Origin of the sequence: Citrobacter sp. FP75, assembly GCF_018342065.1 — a bacterium.
GTDB lineage: Bacteria > Pseudomonadota > Gammaproteobacteria > Enterobacterales > Enterobacteriaceae > Citrobacter.
Map to the genome: position 1 here is coordinate 290,541 of NZ_JAFDOE010000002.1, position 16,425 is coordinate 306,965.

12 protein-coding genes are annotated in these 16,425 nt (G+C 53.8%); 7 read left to right on the forward strand and 5 right to left on the reverse strand.

The features are described 5' to 3' along the window. The first annotated feature begins 62 nt into the window (after nt 1–62). The 5 genes from JQ822_RS09055 to ftsP all read left to right on the forward strand — a co-directional run bounded on the left by JQ822_RS09055 (nt 63) and on the right by ftsP (nt 7,011). The gene (locus JQ822_RS09055; protein WP_135324321.1) at nt 63–455 is read left to right on the forward strand and encodes a YgiW/YdeI family stress tolerance OB fold protein; all 393 of its coding nucleotides are present in this window, start codon (nt 63–65) and stop codon (nt 453–455) included. Between the two features lie 116 nt (nt 456–571). Further along, nucleotides 572–2,179, forward strand: coding sequence for an ABC transporter substrate-binding protein (locus tag JQ822_RS09060; protein ID WP_213133194.1), 1,608 nt, complete (start codon nt 572–574; stop codon nt 2,177–2,179). 156 nt (nt 2,180–2,335) lie between these two features. Continuing rightward, complete coding sequence (parC, locus tag JQ822_RS09065) at nt 2,336–4,594, forward strand: DNA topoisomerase IV subunit A (RefSeq protein ID WP_213133195.1); 2,259 nt, start codon at nt 2,336–2,338, stop codon at nt 4,592–4,594. 195 nt (nt 4,595–4,789) lie between these two features. Further along, nucleotides 4,790–5,527: a 1-acylglycerol-3-phosphate O-acyltransferase gene (gene plsC / locus JQ822_RS09070; protein ID WP_135324324.1), complete on the forward strand. Its 738-nt coding sequence runs from the start codon at nt 4,790–4,792 to the stop codon at nt 5,525–5,527. Between the two features lie 71 nt (nt 5,528–5,598). Next, on the forward strand, nt 5,599–7,011 hold the full coding sequence (gene ftsP, locus JQ822_RS09075; RefSeq protein ID WP_213133196.1) for a cell division protein FtsP: 1,413 nt from the start codon (nt 5,599–5,601) through the stop codon (nt 7,009–7,011). A 16-nt stretch (nt 7,012–7,027) separates the two neighbouring features. Here the strand turns inward: ftsP and JQ822_RS09080 are convergent, their stop codons facing one another. Continuing rightward, entirely contained in the window at nt 7,028–8,503 is a 1,476-nt protein-coding gene (locus JQ822_RS09080) for a TrkH family potassium uptake protein (protein ID WP_213133197.1), read from the reverse strand. Nucleotides 8,504–8,702: 199 nt separating this feature from the next. On the opposite strand from JQ822_RS09080, the gene JQ822_RS09085 reads away from it, so the two are divergent. Continuing rightward, a complete protein-coding gene (locus JQ822_RS09085) occupies nt 8,703–10,874 on the forward strand; it encodes a YgiQ family radical SAM protein (protein WP_213133198.1) in 2,172 nt (723 codons plus the stop codon). 57 nt (nt 10,875–10,931) lie between these two features. On the opposite strand, the gene JQ822_RS09090 is transcribed toward JQ822_RS09085, so the two are convergent. The 4 genes from JQ822_RS09090 to yqhD form a co-directional block, all read right to left on the reverse strand. Beyond that, nucleotides 10,932–11,387 carry an HIT family protein gene (locus JQ822_RS09090; protein ID WP_165406985.1) on the reverse strand — a complete coding sequence of 152 codons (456 nt, stop codon included), beginning with the start codon at nt 11,385–11,387 and terminating at the stop codon, nt 10,932–10,934. 44 nt (nt 11,388–11,431) lie between these two features. Then, nucleotides 11,432–12,886 carry a DASS family sodium-coupled anion symporter gene (locus JQ822_RS09095; protein WP_213133199.1) on the reverse strand — a complete coding sequence of 485 codons (1,455 nt, stop codon included), beginning with the start codon at nt 12,884–12,886 and terminating at the stop codon, nt 11,432–11,434. Between the two features lie 188 nt (nt 12,887–13,074). Beyond that, nucleotides 13,075–13,902: a 2,5-didehydrogluconate reductase DkgA gene (dkgA, locus tag JQ822_RS09100; RefSeq protein WP_213133200.1), complete on the reverse strand. Its 828-nt coding sequence runs from the start codon at nt 13,900–13,902 to the stop codon at nt 13,075–13,077. A 224-nt stretch (nt 13,903–14,126) separates the two neighbouring features. Further along, nucleotides 14,127–15,290: an alcohol dehydrogenase gene (gene yqhD, locus JQ822_RS09105; RefSeq protein WP_213133201.1), complete on the reverse strand. Its 1,164-nt coding sequence runs from the start codon at nt 15,288–15,290 to the stop codon at nt 14,127–14,129. Between the two features lie 193 nt (nt 15,291–15,483). Between yqhD and JQ822_RS09110 the strand changes: the two genes are divergently transcribed. Then, the gene (locus JQ822_RS09110) at nt 15,484–16,383 is read left to right on the forward strand and encodes an AraC family transcriptional regulator (RefSeq protein WP_213133202.1); all 900 of its coding nucleotides are present in this window, start codon (nt 15,484–15,486) and stop codon (nt 16,381–16,383) included. Nucleotides 16,384–16,425: the final 42 nt, after the last annotated feature.

The window sequence follows — 16,425 nt, forward strand, 5'->3', positions numbered from 1 at the left end:
GAAGTTGTTAAGGATTAACTTATTAAATAGTCGTGAAACAACATGATAAGGGAGACATGAAGATGAAAAAATTAGCTGCAATGGTTGCCGTAATGGCATTGTGTTCCGCACCTGTACTGGCAGCGCAGCAGGGCGGCTTCTCTGGCCCGACGGCGACGCAAAGCCAAACGGGTGGATTTATTGGTCCGAACGGCAGCAGCACGACGGTAGAAAGTGCAAAATCGCTGCGTGATGATACCTGGGTAACCCTGCGCGGGAACATCGTCGAGCGTATTTCCGACGATTTGTACCTGTTTAAAGATGCGACCGGCACGGTGAACGTGGATATTGACCACAAACGCTGGAACGGTGTGACCGTTGGCCCGCAGGATGTGGTTGAAATCCAGGGTGAGGTGGATAAAGACTGGAACTCTGTTGAAATCGATGTGAAACAGATTACCAAAGTCGCTAAATAATCCTCATCAGGGCCGCATTCGCGGCCCTTTCCTTTATTCCTAAATGTGATGCAAATCAGCCTGTAAACACCAGTAACATGTAAAGTGGCGGAGTCAATCTTACTCACAGAGATATCATGAAAACGCGTCCATTATTATGGCTGGTCAGCCTGATGTGCAGTCCCTCTCTTTTTGCCGCAACGATCCCTGACGGAACGTCACTCGCCGCACAACAAATTTTCCGCTACAACAACCACAGCGATCCGGGCACTCTTGACCCGCAAAAAGTGGAAGAAAATACCGCCGCGCAAATCGTTCTCGATCTTTTCGAAGGCCTGGTCTGGATGGATGGCGAGGGGAAAGTGCAGCCCGCTCAGGCCGAGAGTTGGGACGTTTTAGAGGGAGGAAAACGCTATATTTTCCACCTACGCAAAGGTCTGCAATGGTCAGATGGTGTAGCGCTAACGGCGCAGGACTTTGTGGCGGGCTGGCAGCGAGCGGTTGACCCACATACCCTCAGCCCGTTTGCCGGGTATCTGGCGGCGGCACATATTAAAAATGCGCAGGCGATTGTGGACGGTAAATCACCTGCCAGCACGCTGGGAGTGAAGGCGGTGGACGATCGGACGCTTGAAGTTTCACTCGAACAAGCGGTGCCGTGGTTTACCACCATGCTGGCATGGCCCACGTTATTCCCCGTGCCGCGGCATACCATTTCGCAGTATGGCGATGCGTGGAGCAAGCCGGAGCACCTGGTTTTCAATGGCGCATTTGTACTGGATAAATGGGTGGTGAACGAGAAAATCGTGGCGCGTAAAAATCCGCGCTATCGTGATGCGCAGCATACCGTTTTACAGCAGGTAGAATATCTGGCCCTGGATAACGCCGTAACGGGATATAACCGCTATCGTGCTGGCGAGGTTGATCTCACCTGGGTTCCAACTCAGCAGATCCCGGCGATAGAGAAAAACCTGCCGGGTGAGCTACGAGTGATCCCCCGCCTGAACAGCGAGTATTATAACTTCAATACCCGCAAAGCCCCGTTTAACGATGTCCGGGTGCGTCGTGCGCTGTACTTAACCGCCGACCGGCAACTTATTGCCGAGAAAGTACTCGGGCTTCGTACCCCCGCGACGACGCTAACGCCGCCGCAGGTTGCCGGTTTTAAACCGCCGGTGCTGAGCGATCTTCAGGCTCCGATGAGCGAGCGGATTGCTGAGGCGAAAGCACTGTTGAAACAGGCCGGGTTTGACGAGCAGCATCCTCTTACGTTTGAGCTGTTTTACAATAAGTACGACCTGCATGAGAAAACGGCTATTGCCTTATCCTCTGAGTGGAAAAAATGGCTTGGCGCGGATGTTAAGCTGCGCACCATGGAGTGGAAAACGTACCTGGATGCGCGGCGCGAAGGGGATTTCATGTTGTCTCGCCAGTCGTGGGATGCGACATACAATGAGGCGTCAACGTTTTTGAACACACTGCAGTCCGGGAATGTAGAGAATGTTGGACAGTGGCACGATGCGCGCTATGACGCGCTGCTGGCGCAGGCTGCCCGCACGCCCGACGCCGCACAGCGTAACCAGCTTTACGCACAGGCGGAAGAGATAATTAACCAGCAAGCCCCCGTGATACCCATCTACTACCAGCCGTTGATTAAATTGCTTAAACCCTATGTGGGCGGTTTCCCGGTGCAAAATCCACAGGACTATGTGTACAGCAAAGAACTTTATATCCGGGCGCATTAAGAAACGGGTGTAGAGGTGATTATCGCCGCTGCTTATCCGTGGCGGCAAAACCACTGAACTTTGTGACTCAACTCGCCAGATAGGGTAGTATCTGCGGCAATATTGCCTGACGAATACCGGGTATTGTTCGGGCTAACAGTTGAGGAACCACGATTAATGAGCGATATGGCAGAGCGCCTTGCGCTGCATGAATTCACGGAAAACGCCTATCTGAACTATTCCATGTACGTCATCATGGACAGGGCGTTGCCGTTTATTGGTGATGGTCTGAAACCCGTTCAGCGTCGCATCGTTTACGCGATGTCCGAACTGGGGCTGAATGCCAGCGCCAAATTTAAAAAATCCGCCCGTACAGTCGGTGACGTGCTGGGTAAATACCACCCGCACGGCGATAGCGCTTGCTATGAAGCCATGGTGCTGATGGCGCAGCCGTTCTCTTACCGTTATCCGCTGGTTGACGGGCAGGGGAACTGGGGGGCGCCGGACGATCCGAAATCGTTCGCGGCGATGCGTTATACCGAATCTCGCCTGTCTAAATATGCGGAACTCCTGCTGGGGGAACTCGGTCAGGGGACGTCGGACTGGGTGCCAAACTTCGATGGCACCATGCAGGAGCCGAAGATGCTGCCTGCGCGTCTGCCGAATATTTTGCTGAACGGCACCACCGGTATTGCGGTCGGGATGGCAACAGACATTCCACCGCATAACCTGCGTGAAGTGGCGAAAGCGGCGATTACGCTGATTGAGCAGCCGAAAACGACGCTGGATCAGCTGCTGGATATCGTCCAGGGGCCGGATTACCCGACCGAAGCGGAGATCATTACCCCACGCGCGGAAATTCGTAAAATTTACGAAAACGGGCGTGGCTCCGTGCGCATGCGTGCGGTATGGGCCAAAGAAGACGGCGCAGTGGTGATTTCCGCGCTGCCGCATCAGGTTTCCGGCGCCAAAGTGCTGGAACAGATCGCCGCCCAGATGCGCAATAAAAAGCTGCCGATGGTGGACGATCTGCGCGATGAGTCGGATCACGAAAACCCGACCCGTCTGGTGATCGTGCCGCGCTCCAACCGTGTTGACATGGAGCAGGTGATGAATCACCTGTTTGCCACCACCGATCTGGAAAAAAGCTACCGCATCAACCTGAACATGATTGGCCTTGATGGTCGTCCGGCGGTGAAAAACCTGCTGGAGATCCTCACCGAATGGCTGGCGTTCCGCCGCGATACCGTGCGTCGTCGTCTGAACTACCGTCTGGAAAAAGTCCTCAAGCGCCTGCACATCCTCGAGGGTTTGCTGGTGGCGTTCCTCAACATTGACGAAGTGATTGAAATCATTCGTCATGAAGATGAACCCAAACCAGAACTGATGTCGCGGTTTGGCATTTCTGAGACCCAGGCTGAAGCCATCCTCGAACTGAAATTGCGCCATCTTGCCAAACTGGAAGAGATCAAAATCCGTGGCGAGCAGGACGAACTGGCGAAAGAACGCGATCAGCTGCAGGGCATTCTGGCCTCCGAACGTAAAATGAGTAACCTGCTGAAGAAAGAACTGCAGGCTGACTCAGATGCGTATGGCGACGATCGCCGTTCTCCGCTGAAAGAGCGCGAAGAAGCCAAAGCAATGAGCGAGCACGACATGCTGCCGTCTGAACCGGTCACCATAGTGCTATCCCAAAGCGGCTGGGTGCGTAGCGCCAAAGGTCACGACATAGATGCGCCGGGCTTAAGCTATAAAGCGGGCGACAGCTATAAAGCGGCCGTGAAAGGCAAGAGCAATCAGCCGGTGGTGTTCGTTGACTCGACCGGACGCAGCTATGCCATCGACCCCATTACGCTGCCGTCGGCGCGTGGTCAGGGTGAACCGCTAACCGGGAAGCTTACGCTGCCGCCGGGGGCGACGGTTGAGCATATGCTGATGGAAGGTGATGACCAGAAACTGCTGATGGCGTCCGATGCTGGCTACGGATTCGTCTGCACCTTTAATGACTTAGTGGCGCGTAACCGCGCAGGTAAGGCATTGATTACGTTACCGGAAAATGCGCATGTGATGCCGCCGGTGGTGCTTGAAGATGAAACCGATATGCTGCTGGCGATCACCCATGCCGGACGTATGCTGATGTTCCCGGTCAGTGACCTGCCGCAATTGTCGAAAGGTAAAGGGAACAAGATCATCAACATTCCTTCTGCAGAAGCGGCGAAAGGTGATGATGGACTGGCGCACCTCTATGTGCTGCCGCCGCAAAGTACGCTGACTCTCCACGTCGGTAAACGCAAAATTAAACTGCGTCCTGAAGAACTGCAGAAGGTGACCGGCGAACGTGGGCGTCGCGGTACGCTGATGCGCGGTTTGCAGCGCATCGACCGTATCGAGATTGACTCGCCCCGACGTGCCAGCCAGGGCGATAGCGAAGAATAACGCTGTCGTCTGGCCCTCCCTGCTTTTTCGCGGGGAGGGCCAACGTTAAAAATTCCCGTGAAACCGTTGTTTATTCGTGCATTGCGATTAACAATACGCTTTTCCAGAGAGCCGCTCTTAACAAAGCCCTAACCTGACGCAGGGTTCTGCATCAGGTGACGTAAAATGCCAGGCTCTTAGGCCTTAGAGGTTGTTATGCTATATATTTTTCGTTTATTCATTACTGTTATTTACTGCATTCTGGTCTGTGTTTTTGGTTGTATATACTGTCTGTTCAGCCCACGAAATCCAAAACACGTCTCGACGTTTGGTCATATGTTTAGTCGACTGGCTCCCCTTTACGGCCTGAAGGTTGAATGCCGTATGCCGCCTGATGCAAAGGACTATGGCAACGCTATCTATATTTGTAACCACCAGAATAACTACGACATGGTTACCGCGGCGAAAATCGTGCAGCCGCCGACGGTTACGGTCGGTAAAAAAAGCCTGCTGTGGATCCCTTTTTTCGGCCTGCTGTACTGGCTTACCGGTAATCTGTTGATTGACAGAAACAACCGAGCCAAAGCGCACAGCACTATTGCGGCGGTGGTTAATCATTTTAAAAAACGTCGTATTTCTATCTGGATGTTCCCGGAAGGCACGCGTAGCCGTGGTCGTGGCCTGCTGCCGTTTAAAACCGGCGCGTTTCATGCGGCCATTGCCGCGGGTGTGCCGGTGATCCCGGTATGCGTTTCAACGACCTCGAATAAGATTAAACTTAACCGATTAAATAACGGTCTGGCGATCGTCGAGATGTTGCCGCCAGTGGATATCAGCCACTTTGGTAAGGATCAGGTTCGTGAACTGGCAGCACATTGCCGCACGCTGATGGAACAAAAAATCGCCGAACTCGACAAAGAAGTTGCCGAGCGGGAAGCTGCCGGTAAGGTTTGATTCGCGCCATTCGAGTTTGTTACAGGAAATGCTTTCCTGCGTGTTAATAGCCAGTTTTACATGGAGCTTATATGTCACTCAGTCGGCGTCAGTTCATTCAGACATCGGGGATCGCACTGTGTGCAGGTGCTGTTCCGCTGAAGGCTAATGCTGCCGGTCAGCAACAACCGCTACCTGTTCCGCCACTGCTGGAGTCTCGCCGGGGGCAACCGCTATTTATGACCCTGCAACGTGCTCACTGGTCCTTTACGCAGGGCACCCGCGCATCTGTCTGGGGGATTAACGGGCGCTACCTGGGGCCGACCATCCGCGTCTGGAAAGGGGATGACGTCAAGCTTATCTACAGCAACCGTCTGACCGAGAATGTCTCAATGACCATCGCCGGGTTACAGGTTCCCGGCCCACTGATGGGTGGTCCGGCACGCATGATGTCGCCGAGTGCGGACTGGGCGCCGGTGCTGCCCATTCGCCAGAGCGCCGCCACGTTGTGGTATCACGCCAATACGCCGAACCGTACTGCGCAGCAGGTCTATAACGGTCTCGCCGGGATGTGGCTGATTGAAGATGAAGTGAGTAAATCTCTGCCGATTCCCAATCATTATGGCGTCGATGATTTCCCGGTCATCATTCAGGATAAGCGCCTGGATAACTTTGGCACGCCGGAATACAGCGAGCCGGGTAGCGGCGGGTTTGTGGGTGATACGCTTCTGGTTAACGGGGCGCAAAGCCCGTATGTGGAAGTGTCTCGCGGCTGGGTGCGCTTGCGTTTACTGAATGCCTCGAACTCGCGTCGTTATCAGCTGCAAATGAGCGATGGCCGCGCGCTGCATGTGATTTCCGGCGATCAGGGTTTTTTACCTGCGCCCGTCTCGGTGAAGCAACTCTCGCTGGCACCGGGTGAGCGTCGTGAGATTCTGGTGGATATGACCAACGGCGATGAAGTGTCGATCACCTGTGGTGAGGCGGCCAGCATTGTCGACCGGATCCGCGGATTCTTCGAGCCATCCAGTATTCTGATCTCCACGCTGGTACTGACCCTGCGCCCGACCGGGCTGCTGCCGCTGGTGACCGACAGTCTGCCGATGCGTTTGTTGCCCACGGAAATTTTAGGCGGCTCTCCGATTCGCAGCCGTGAAATCAGTCTTGATGACGATCCCGGCATCAACGGGCAGCTGTGGGATGTAAACCGTATGGATATTACCGCTCAGCAGGGCTCCTGGGAGCGCTGGACGGTGCGGGCGGATATGCCTCAGTCTTTCCATATTGAAGGCGTCTCTTTCCTGATCCGCAACGTGAATGGCGCGATGCCGTTCCCGGAAGACCGGGGCTGGAAAGATACCGTCTGGGTGGATGGACAGGTTGAGCTGCTGGTTTATTACGGACAGCCTTCCTGGGCCCATTTCCCGTTCTACTTTAACAGCCAGACGCTGGAAATGGCCGACCGTGGCTCGATCGGACAGATGCTGGTGAACCCGGCGCCGTAATGCGCCGGATATTCTGTTACGCCCGCCAGAACATGCGCGAGAAAAGGATCAAAATGGGGTAGATTTCCAGCCGCCCCATGATCATTGCCGCGCACATCAACAATTTTGCCTCTTCGCTTAATGTACCAAACGTGACCGCCGTGACGCCAAATCCCAGCCCCATATTATTGATGCAGGCCGCGACGGTGGCAAAAGAGGAGAAGAGATCGTAACCCATCAAATTGAGTGCCCAGACGAAAAAACTGGTAAACAAAACGTAGAGAAAAAAGAAGCTCCACACCGAGCGGATCACGCGCTCGTTAACCACGCTATTACCTACTTTGATATTCAACAGTGCGCGAGGATGGGCCAGTTGATGTAATTCCTGTCGGCACTGCTTGAACATAATTAAAAAACGCAGCGCCTTAATGCCCCCGCAAGTTGAACCCACGCAACCCCCGATGAAACTGGCGCTAAGTAACATGAAGATAGTGTGTGAGGGCCACTGCGCGTAATCCGCAGTCGACAGGCCATTGTCTGTTAGCATTGAGCTTGCCAGAAAAAAAGCATGCACCAGACTGTCCGTTATATTGTACATACCCGCTCGCCAGACCTGCCAGGTGGCGATCAGGGTGAGAATGACGGCAATAATCAGAAACAGCTGCAGTTCGGCATTACGGCGAAATGGCTTAAAGGTCCGCTTCACAATAGCGACATACCAGAGGGTGAAGTTAAACGCAGAAAGCAGCGAAAATAGCCCGGCGACAAGCTCAATGGCGTGGCTGTTATAAAAGCCAATACTCTCGCTTCGGGTGGAGAAGCCGCCGAGGGAGACCGTTGAAAGCCCGTGGCACAAGGCATCGAAAAACGACATACCGGCAACCCAATAGGACAGCGTACAGATAAGTCCCAACGTGACATAGGTGAGCCACAGCGTGCGTGCGGTATCGGCAAGTCGTGGGGTCAATCGTTCTTCTTTGAAGGGGCCAGGCATTTCAGACTGATAGAGTTTCATGCCGCCTATACCCAGCAGTGGCAGGACGGCTACTGCGAGGACAATAACCCCCAGGCCGCCGATGAAATTGAGCTGGGCCCGATAATACAGATAGGATCTGGGCATTGCACCGACATCGCCAATGACCGTCGCCCCGGTGGTGGTAATGCCGGAGACGCCTTCAAACAGGGCATCGGCAAAAGAGAGATTTAATCCATCTTCCATCCACAGCGGCATGGCGCTGATGAATGAAAAGAGCAGCCAAAACAGAACGATAATGACGAAACCATCCCGGGTTCGCAGCTGAATACCGGCGCGTTTTGTTGTCAGCCAGGTACCACCGCCGAGGGTAAAAAAAACGGCAAATGTGCTCAAAAAAGCGAAAAAGCTGCGTTCTTTGTTTAACAAGGCGATGGCCATCGGCGGCAGCATAGAGAAGCTGTAAAGGAGAACCAGAAATCCACACAGATGAAGAACAACCCGCAGCTGGGAAATATTAAGTGATTCGTTGCGTTGCAATGGAAAATCCCCCGCCAAAAAGACCTGGTCCTACTGGCAAGATATGATGTCAATTATGATAGAAGAAAATTGGCGTAGTAAAATTTAACAATTTATTTAACTTTCTACTCGTCTGATTCAGACTCCGCTTCATTTCTGGCGGACATACAGCGTATAATCCCCGGCCTTTGATTATTTTTTTACCATTTTTGGAAGCATTATGAGCGCAATATCCCTGATCCAACCGGACAGAGACCTTTTCTCCTGGCCGCAGTACTGGGCCGCCTGTTTTGGCCCCGCGCCGTTTCTGCCGATGTCGCGAGAAGAGATGGACCAACTTGGCTGGGATAGCTGCGACATTATTCTGGTTACCGGTGATGCCTATGTCGATCACCCGAGCTTCGGTATGGCTATTTGTGGCCGTATGCTGGAAGCACAGGGGTTTCGCGTCGGGATTATCGCTCAGCCGGACTGGAACAGTAAAGACGACTTTATGCGTCTGGGTAAACCGAATCTGTTCTTCGGCGTGACCGCCGGAAACATGGACTCGATGATCAACCGCTATACCGCCGATCGCCGACTGCGCCATGACGATGCCTACACGCCGGACAACGTCGCCGGTAAGCGCCCAGACCGCGCTACGCTGGTTTATACCCAGCGCTGTCGTGAAGCATGGAAAGACGTGCCGGTGATCCTTGGCGGTATTGAAGCCAGCCTGCGTCGTACCGCGCATTACGATTACTGGTCTGATACCGTGCGCCGCTCGGTGCTGGTGGATTCCAAAGCGGATATGCTGATGTTCGGTAACGGTGAACGTCCGCTGGCTGAAGTCGCACACCGCCTGGCGATGGGCGAAACCATCGACCAGATCCGTGACGTGCGTAATACCGCGATTATGGTTAAAGAAGCGCTGCCAGGCTGGAGCGGTGTGGATTCCACGCGTCTGGATACACCGGGGAAAATTGACCCTATCCCGCATCCGTATGGTGAAGATTTACCGTGTGCGGATAACAAGCCTGTTGCGCCTAAAAAGCAGGAAGCAAAGGCAGTAACCGTTCAGCCAGCACGTCCAAAGCCGTGGGAAAAAACCTACGTGCTGCTACCGTCGTTCGAGAAAGTGAAGGGCGATAAAGTGCTGTACGCCCATGCGTCACGCATTCTGCACCACGAAACCAACCCTGGCTGTGCGCGTGCCCTGATGCAAAAACATGGCGACCGCTACATCTGGGTTAACCCGCCAGCGATCCCGTTGTCGACCGAAGAGATGGATAGCGTCTTCGCGCTGCCGTACAAGCGTGTCCCACACCCGGCGTATGGCAACAGCCGCATTCCTGCCTACGAGATGATCCGTTTCTCCATCAATATTATGCGCGGCTGCTTTGGCGGCTGTTCATTCTGTTCGATCACAGAGCATGAAGGGCGCATCATCCAGAGTCGTTCGGAAGATTCGATCATCAATGAGATCGAAGCGATTCGCGATACCGTACCGGGCTTTACCGGCGTGATTTCCGACCTGGGCGGTCCAACGGCTAACATGTACATGCTGCGCTGTAAGTCACCGCGTGCGGAACAGACCTGCCGTCGTTTGTCATGCGTGTACCCGGACATCTGCCCGCACATGGACACCAACCACGAACCGACGATCAACCTCTATCGTCGCGCGCGTGATTTGAAAGGCATTAAAAAGATCCTTATCGCTTCTGGCGTACGTTATGACATCGCCGTTGAGGATCCGCGCTACATCAAAGAGCTGGCGACCCACCACGTCGGCGGTTATCTGAAGATTGCACCGGAGCACACCGAAGAAGGTCCGCTGTCGAAGATGATGAAGCCGGGCATGGGCAGTTACGACCGCTTTAAAGAGCTGTTTGATACCTACTCGAAGCAGGCCGGTAAAGAGCAGTATCTGATCCCTTACTTTATTTCCGCGCACCCGGGTACGCGTGACGAAGATATGGTGAATCTGGCGTTGTGGCTGAAACAGCGTCGTTTCCGCCTGGATCAGGTGCAGAACTTCTACCCATCGCCGCTGGCGAACTCTACAACCATGTATTACACCGGGAAAAACCCGCTGGGTAAAATTGGTTATAAGAGTGAAGATGTGGTGGTGCCGAAAGGCGACAAGCAGCGCCGTTTGCATAAAGCGCTGCTGCGTTATCACGATCCCGCCAACTGGCCGTTAATCCGCCAGGCGCTGGAAGATATGGGTAAAAAGCATCTGATTGGTGGTCGTCGTGAATGTCTGGTTCCGGCGCCTACGCTGGAAGAGATGCGCGAAGCACGTCGCCAGAATCGGCATACTCGTCCGGCGCTGACTAAGCATACGCCGGTGGCGCACCAGCGTCAGACCCCTGCGGCGAACAAAAAACGCGGGAAAGTAGCGGGACGTTAATGCCAGACCGTAGACCGGATAAGGTGCGTCACCTTATCCGGCAATGATATTGATGTGTTATGCTTCACGAATTCTGGCCGCTAATGCGGCCAGCTTTTCATCGTCTGCCCGCTCGTGGTCGTGTGACGACAAATACCCTTCATATTGTTCAAAAAATTTATTCTGCCGTGATTCAATCGGTTTCCAGTGTGTCAGATCGCCCGTGCCGTGCATGGGGCTGAGTTTACTGTGCACGTGATCCACGCCAAAACCTTCGAAGAACATCCCCGTACGGCTGACGTCCGGGAACGCGTTATCCAGTTTTTTCGCCACTTTTTGGGTCGCCAGCATCAGGTCCGCCAGCGCCTGCGGCGGCATATCGAAGGCATAGCTGGGGTAATGCTTTTTCGGGATCACCACGGTAAAACCATCGGTGTTCGGGAAAATAGACAGAAAAGCCAGGTGATGCTCATCCTCCCAGACCTTATGGCAGGGCGCTTTGCCTTCAACAATTTGACAGAAAATACAGGTCATTCCTTTTCTCCGTGGATAAGACATTTCGTCAGGGCACCGTGAGTTTAGTACAGACCTAACACCTTCCACCACATCAGGCCCACGGTAATAAAGACAGCCTGGTTAAATAGGCTGACGACAAATCCCGTTCGCCACCAGACCCCCGTCGGCACATACCCTGCGCCAAACAGGATCGGGCCGCGCGCATGCGTGTACTGGGTGAGAGAGCAGTACAGGCTACTGGTGAAGGCCAGCATTAATGCGGTCGGGGCTGCCGGGATATTCAGATGCAGGCCGACGCCAAGGAATACGGCGTAGAGTGCGGCAATCTGCGCATTTCCGCTGGCAAAAAAGTAGTGGGTGTAGAAGTAGGCGGCGTTAAGCAGCAGCAGGACGACCACCCAACTGGTCCCGCTCATGGTGCTGCTGAGGCTATCGCCAATCAGATTGCCAAACCAGGTGGTGAAACCCAGTTTCTTCAACTGGTTCGCCATCATCAGCAGCGCGGCAAACCAAATTAGCGTGTCCCATGCCCCTTTCTCGCTTTTGACGTCTTCCCAGCTCAGAACGCCGCTAAGCAGTAAAATAGAGAGCCCGACAAACGAAGCTGTAGTGGCATCAACGCCTAGCGTATCGCCAAAAATCCACAGCACCAGCAGGACGCCGACGGTTCCCAGCATCAGCCATTCACCGCGAGACATGCGACCCATTTCCGCCAGTTCTTTCCGCGCCAGATTTGGGGCGTCCGGTGTGTGTTTGATTTCCGGGCGCACCAGCCAGTACACCAGCAGCGGAACCAGCAGCAAAGAGACCATGCAAGGCAACAGTGCTGCCATAAACCAACTTCCCCATGTCAGCGTGACTCCGGCGTTTGCCGCCAGTTTTACCGCCAGAAGGTTGCCGGTATAGCCGGTCATAAACAGTGCGGCGGTGACGTCGTTCACATTGCCGATACACGTAATGAGGAAGGTGCCGATTTTGCTGCGCGATTCATCTTCCGGATTGGAATGAAAACTGCGCGCCAGCGAGTCGGCAATCGGATAGATGACGCCGCCACATCGCGCCGTATTACTGGGCATTGCAGGGGAGAGGATCAGGTCGGCAAACGCCAGGCCGTAGGCGAGTCCGAGCGTACGCTTGCCGAGCAGGCGGATCATCTGTAGGGCAATGCGTCGACCGAGGCCGGTTTTGATAAACCCGCGGGCAATCATAAAGGCGACGACGATAAGCCAGATAAGCGAACTGTTCAGTTCACTCAGTGCGGTGGTAATCGCTCCGCTGGCGGTTTTATCTCCGGCAGCGTAGGCGAGCGCAAAGACAGTTATACCAATAATACCGACCGCGCCAATGGGCAGAACTTTTGCCACGATAGAGGCGATAGTGGCAACGAAGATGATCGCCGAATGCCAGGCGGAAGCGCTTAACCCCGTTGGTGGAGTAAGCTGCCAGAGCCCGGCAGAAATCAAAATTATTAGAATTAATGGGAGCCATTTGACGCCCTGAGGTTTTTTCTCAGCCACGGGTATACACCTATAGATACTGTGAATACATTCATGAAATGAATATATTTAGTTAATAATTAGTAGGTTATAAGTACTAATGCTGCTCCAGTGACTGCAATAAATACATCAATAAAGGTAAGTGAAGTGTTTCTTGATATTTCCATACGAGAAGAGCCCGACGAAGATGCCGGGCTGGAGAGAAGGGATTAGCCGCCGAACTGGTCCGGGTCCGGTCCCAGACGTTTGCTCTGATCGAGTTTGGCCATTTCGCCTAGTTCATCTTTGTCCAGACGGAAGTCCCAGACGTCAAAGTTCTCCGCGATGCGCGAGGGCGTGACCGATTTCGGGATCACCACCAGGCCGCTATCCAGGTGCCAGCGAATGACAATTTGCGCCGGTGATTTACCGTATTTTTCGGCGAGGTCGCGAACTACCTTTTGATCAAATACGTCTTTACCGCCTTGTGCCAGCGGGCTCCAGGACTCGGTCTGGATTTTATGCGTGGCATTCCAGGCATGAAGCTGCCGTTGTTGCAGTAGCGGGTGAAGCTCGATTTGGTTAATGACCGGCGCAACGCCCGTTTCATCCATCAGGCGCTGGAGATGATTGATCTGGAAGTTGCACACGCCGATGCTTTTGATGAGTCCCTGTTTTTGCAGGTCGATCATGTTTTCCCATGCTTCAACGTAATGGTCGATCGCCGGCACAGGCCAGTGCATGAGATAAAGATCGAGGTAATCGAGCTGGAGCTTCTCCATGCTTTCGAGCAACGCTTCGCGGGGACGTTTCTGATCGTCATTCCACAGTTTAGTGGTGATGAATAACGCTTCCCGAGGAAGTCCCGAGTCACGTATGGCTTTACCGACACCTTCTTCATTTTTGTACGCGGCAGCGGTATCGATAGAGCGATAACCCACTTCCAGCGCTTTATGAATGGCGGTGATGACTTCCTCATTACTTGCCTTCCAGACCCCCAGGCCCAGTTGCGGCATGACGTTACCATCCTGTAGTTTGATAATGGTAGGACTGGTCATAATTCCCCCCTACACGCAATCCTTCAAGCTGCCTCTTTGTTGGCTGCTTTCGTTTACCCCAGTCACGTACTTATGTACGTTCCTGAGGATTCACTCAATTGCCGCCTCGATACATCCTGAATGATTGGGTGTAAATTGAGTTCACCGGGGCAAGCCCCGGTGAGGTTTGTGTGACTTAAGCCTGGTATAAATACCCAAAAACGAAAGTCGGAGGTTAAAAAACCTTAGCGTGCCGCTTCGTAAATCCGGCGGCTGACGTCGAGCGTAATGTCCTGATGTTCGCCCAGTTTCGTACCACCGTGTGCTTCCAGTTTTTCCAGCAGCGCCGGGATGGAGCTGCCGTCCAGGCCGTAGTCAGACAGGCGAGTGGGAACGCCCATTTGTTCGAAGAACGCGCGGGTAGCGGCGATGGCGGCGTCGATGCGCTGGTCATCGCTTCCTTCGGTGATATTCCAGATGCGCTCTGCGTATTGCAGCAGTTTGGCGCGCTTGGTGTCGCGTTTTTCATTCCACAGTGCAGGCAGAACGATGGCCAGCGTTTGGGCATGATCCAGACCATGCATTGCGGTCAGTTCGTGGCCCAGCATATGGGTGGCCCAATCCTGCGGTACGCCCGCGCCAATCAAACCGTTCAGTGCCTGGGTCGCTGCCCACATGACGTTCGCACGCACGTTGTAGTTTTCCGGCTCCTGCAATGCTTTCGGGCCATCTTCGACCAATGTGAGCAGAATACCTTCGGCAAAGCGGTCCTGAATTTTTCCGTCTACCGGATAGGTCACATATTGCTCAACGGTATGAACGAACGCGTCCACCACACCGTTTGCTACCTGACGCGGTGGCAGCGTGTAGGTGTACACTGGATCCAGCACGGCAAAAACCGGCTGCACAAACGGAGTCATAAAGGCCAGCTTATCGCCGGTGGTTTTACGCGAAATTACCGCGCCGGAGTTAGATTCAGAACCGGTAGCTGGCAGGGTTAATACGGAGCCCATTGGCACGGCGCTTTTTACGTCGTTACCGCGAGTTTCCAGGATGCGCCATGGATCGACGCCGTCAGCGTAATGGGCTGCTGCGGCGATGAATTTTGTGCCGTCGAGAACAGATCCGCCGCCGACTGCCAGCAGGAACGTCACTTTCTCATCACGCACGATTTTTACTGCGTTCATCAGCGTTTCATAAGACGGGTTCGGCTCAATACCGCCAAACTCCAGCACGTCCAGGCCTTTCAGCGCATCCTGAACCTGTGCCAGAACGCCTGTTTTTTTCACGCTGCCGCCGCCGTAGGTAATCAGCACGCGAGCGTCCTGAGGGATTTGGTCGCGCAGTTCAGCGATAGCACCTTTACCAAACAGAATGCGGGTTGGGGTATGGAGATTAAAGTTGTTCATTGCTCGTTCCCTTATGTGGGTAAAAAAGAGGGCAGGCGAGTGTCTGCCTGATGGTGAACATTGTGGTCGTCAGAGACGTTCCTCTCAATGCTCATTTCTGCCAATGTCTTGCCTATTTCTACAGACTGCTGGAGAAAAAGGATAAAAATGCGCACACTATGGGTGTTGCAATCCAATGGCGAAATGGTGCTCTATGAACCGTGATGAGATCTGCCTTCTGCTGACAGATAAAATTAAACAGCTGAAAAACAATGAAAATGAACTCAGTGAGTTGTTGCCGGATGTTCGTCTGCTGCACGGCACTGAGCCGGCGGCGCGTACACCGGTAATGTATCAGCCTGGCATCATATTTCTCTTTTCGGGTCATAAAATTGGTTATATCAATGAGCGCGTATTTCGTTATGACGCCAACGAATATCTGCTGCTCACCGTACCTTTACCCTTTGAATGTGAAACGTATGCGACACCGGAGGTTCCACTGGCCGGTATGCGCCTGAATGTCGATATCCTGCAATTGCAGGAGCTACTGATGGACATTGGTGAAGATGAACTGTTCCAGCCCTCAATGGCGGCGAGTGGGATTAACTCTGCCACGCTTTCTGATGAGATTCTTTGCGCGGCTGAGCGTTTACTGGATGTGATGGAGCGCCCGCTGGACGCACGCATTCTGGGCAAACAGATCATCCGTGAGATCCTCTACCATGTGCTGACAGGCCCGCGAGGTGGCGCATTGCTCGCGCTGGTCAGTCGCCAGACGCATTTCAGTTTGATTAGTCGCGTATTGAAGCGGATTGAAAACAAGTACACCGAGAACCTCAACGTCGAACAACTGGCAGCAGAGGCCAATATGAGCGTGTCGGCGTTTCATCATAATTTCAAATCGGTGACCAGCACCTCGCCGCTGCAGTACCTGAAAAGTTATCGCCTGCATAAGGCGCGGATGATGATCATCCACGACGGCATGAAGGCCAGCGCGGCGGCAATGCGGGTCGGCTATGAAAGCGCTTCGCAGTTTAGTCGGGAGTTCAAACGGTACTTTGGCGTGACGCCGGGAGAAGATGCGGCCAGAATTCGGATGATGCAGGGCAGTTGATTGGTCGTTAGCCGGCGAGGCGAAATGCCGTCCGGCTAACGG

What these genes read in the sequence shown, in the direction of transcription:
- JQ822_RS09055 (WP_135324321.1), top strand. Translation starts at nt 63, where the DNA reads ATGAAAAAATTAGCTGCAATGGTTGCCGTAATGGCATTGTGTTCCGCA.
- yqhD (WP_213133201.1), bottom strand. Translation starts at nt 15,290, where the DNA reads ATGAACAACTTTAATCTCCATACCCCAACCCGCATTCTGTTTGGTAAA.
- JQ822_RS09110 (WP_213133202.1), top strand. Translation starts at nt 15,484, where the DNA reads ATGAACCGTGATGAGATCTGCCTTCTGCTGACAGATAAAATTAAACAG.
- dkgA (WP_213133200.1), bottom strand. Translation starts at nt 13,902, where the DNA reads ATGACCAGTCCTACCATTATCAAACTACAGGATGGTAACGTCATGCCG.
- JQ822_RS09085 (WP_213133198.1), top strand. Translation starts at nt 8,703, where the DNA reads ATGAGCGCAATATCCCTGATCCAACCGGACAGAGACCTTTTCTCCTGG.
- parC (WP_213133195.1), top strand. Translation starts at nt 2,336, where the DNA reads ATGAGCGATATGGCAGAGCGCCTTGCGCTGCATGAATTCACGGAAAAC.
- ftsP (WP_213133196.1), top strand. Translation starts at nt 5,599, where the DNA reads ATGTCACTCAGTCGGCGTCAGTTCATTCAGACATCGGGGATCGCACTG.
- JQ822_RS09060 (WP_213133194.1), top strand. Translation starts at nt 572, where the DNA reads ATGAAAACGCGTCCATTATTATGGCTGGTCAGCCTGATGTGCAGTCCC.
- plsC (WP_135324324.1), top strand. Translation starts at nt 4,790, where the DNA reads ATGCTATATATTTTTCGTTTATTCATTACTGTTATTTACTGCATTCTG.
- JQ822_RS09090 (WP_165406985.1), bottom strand. Translation starts at nt 11,387, where the DNA reads ATGACCTGTATTTTCTGTCAAATTGTTGAAGGCAAAGCGCCCTGCCAT.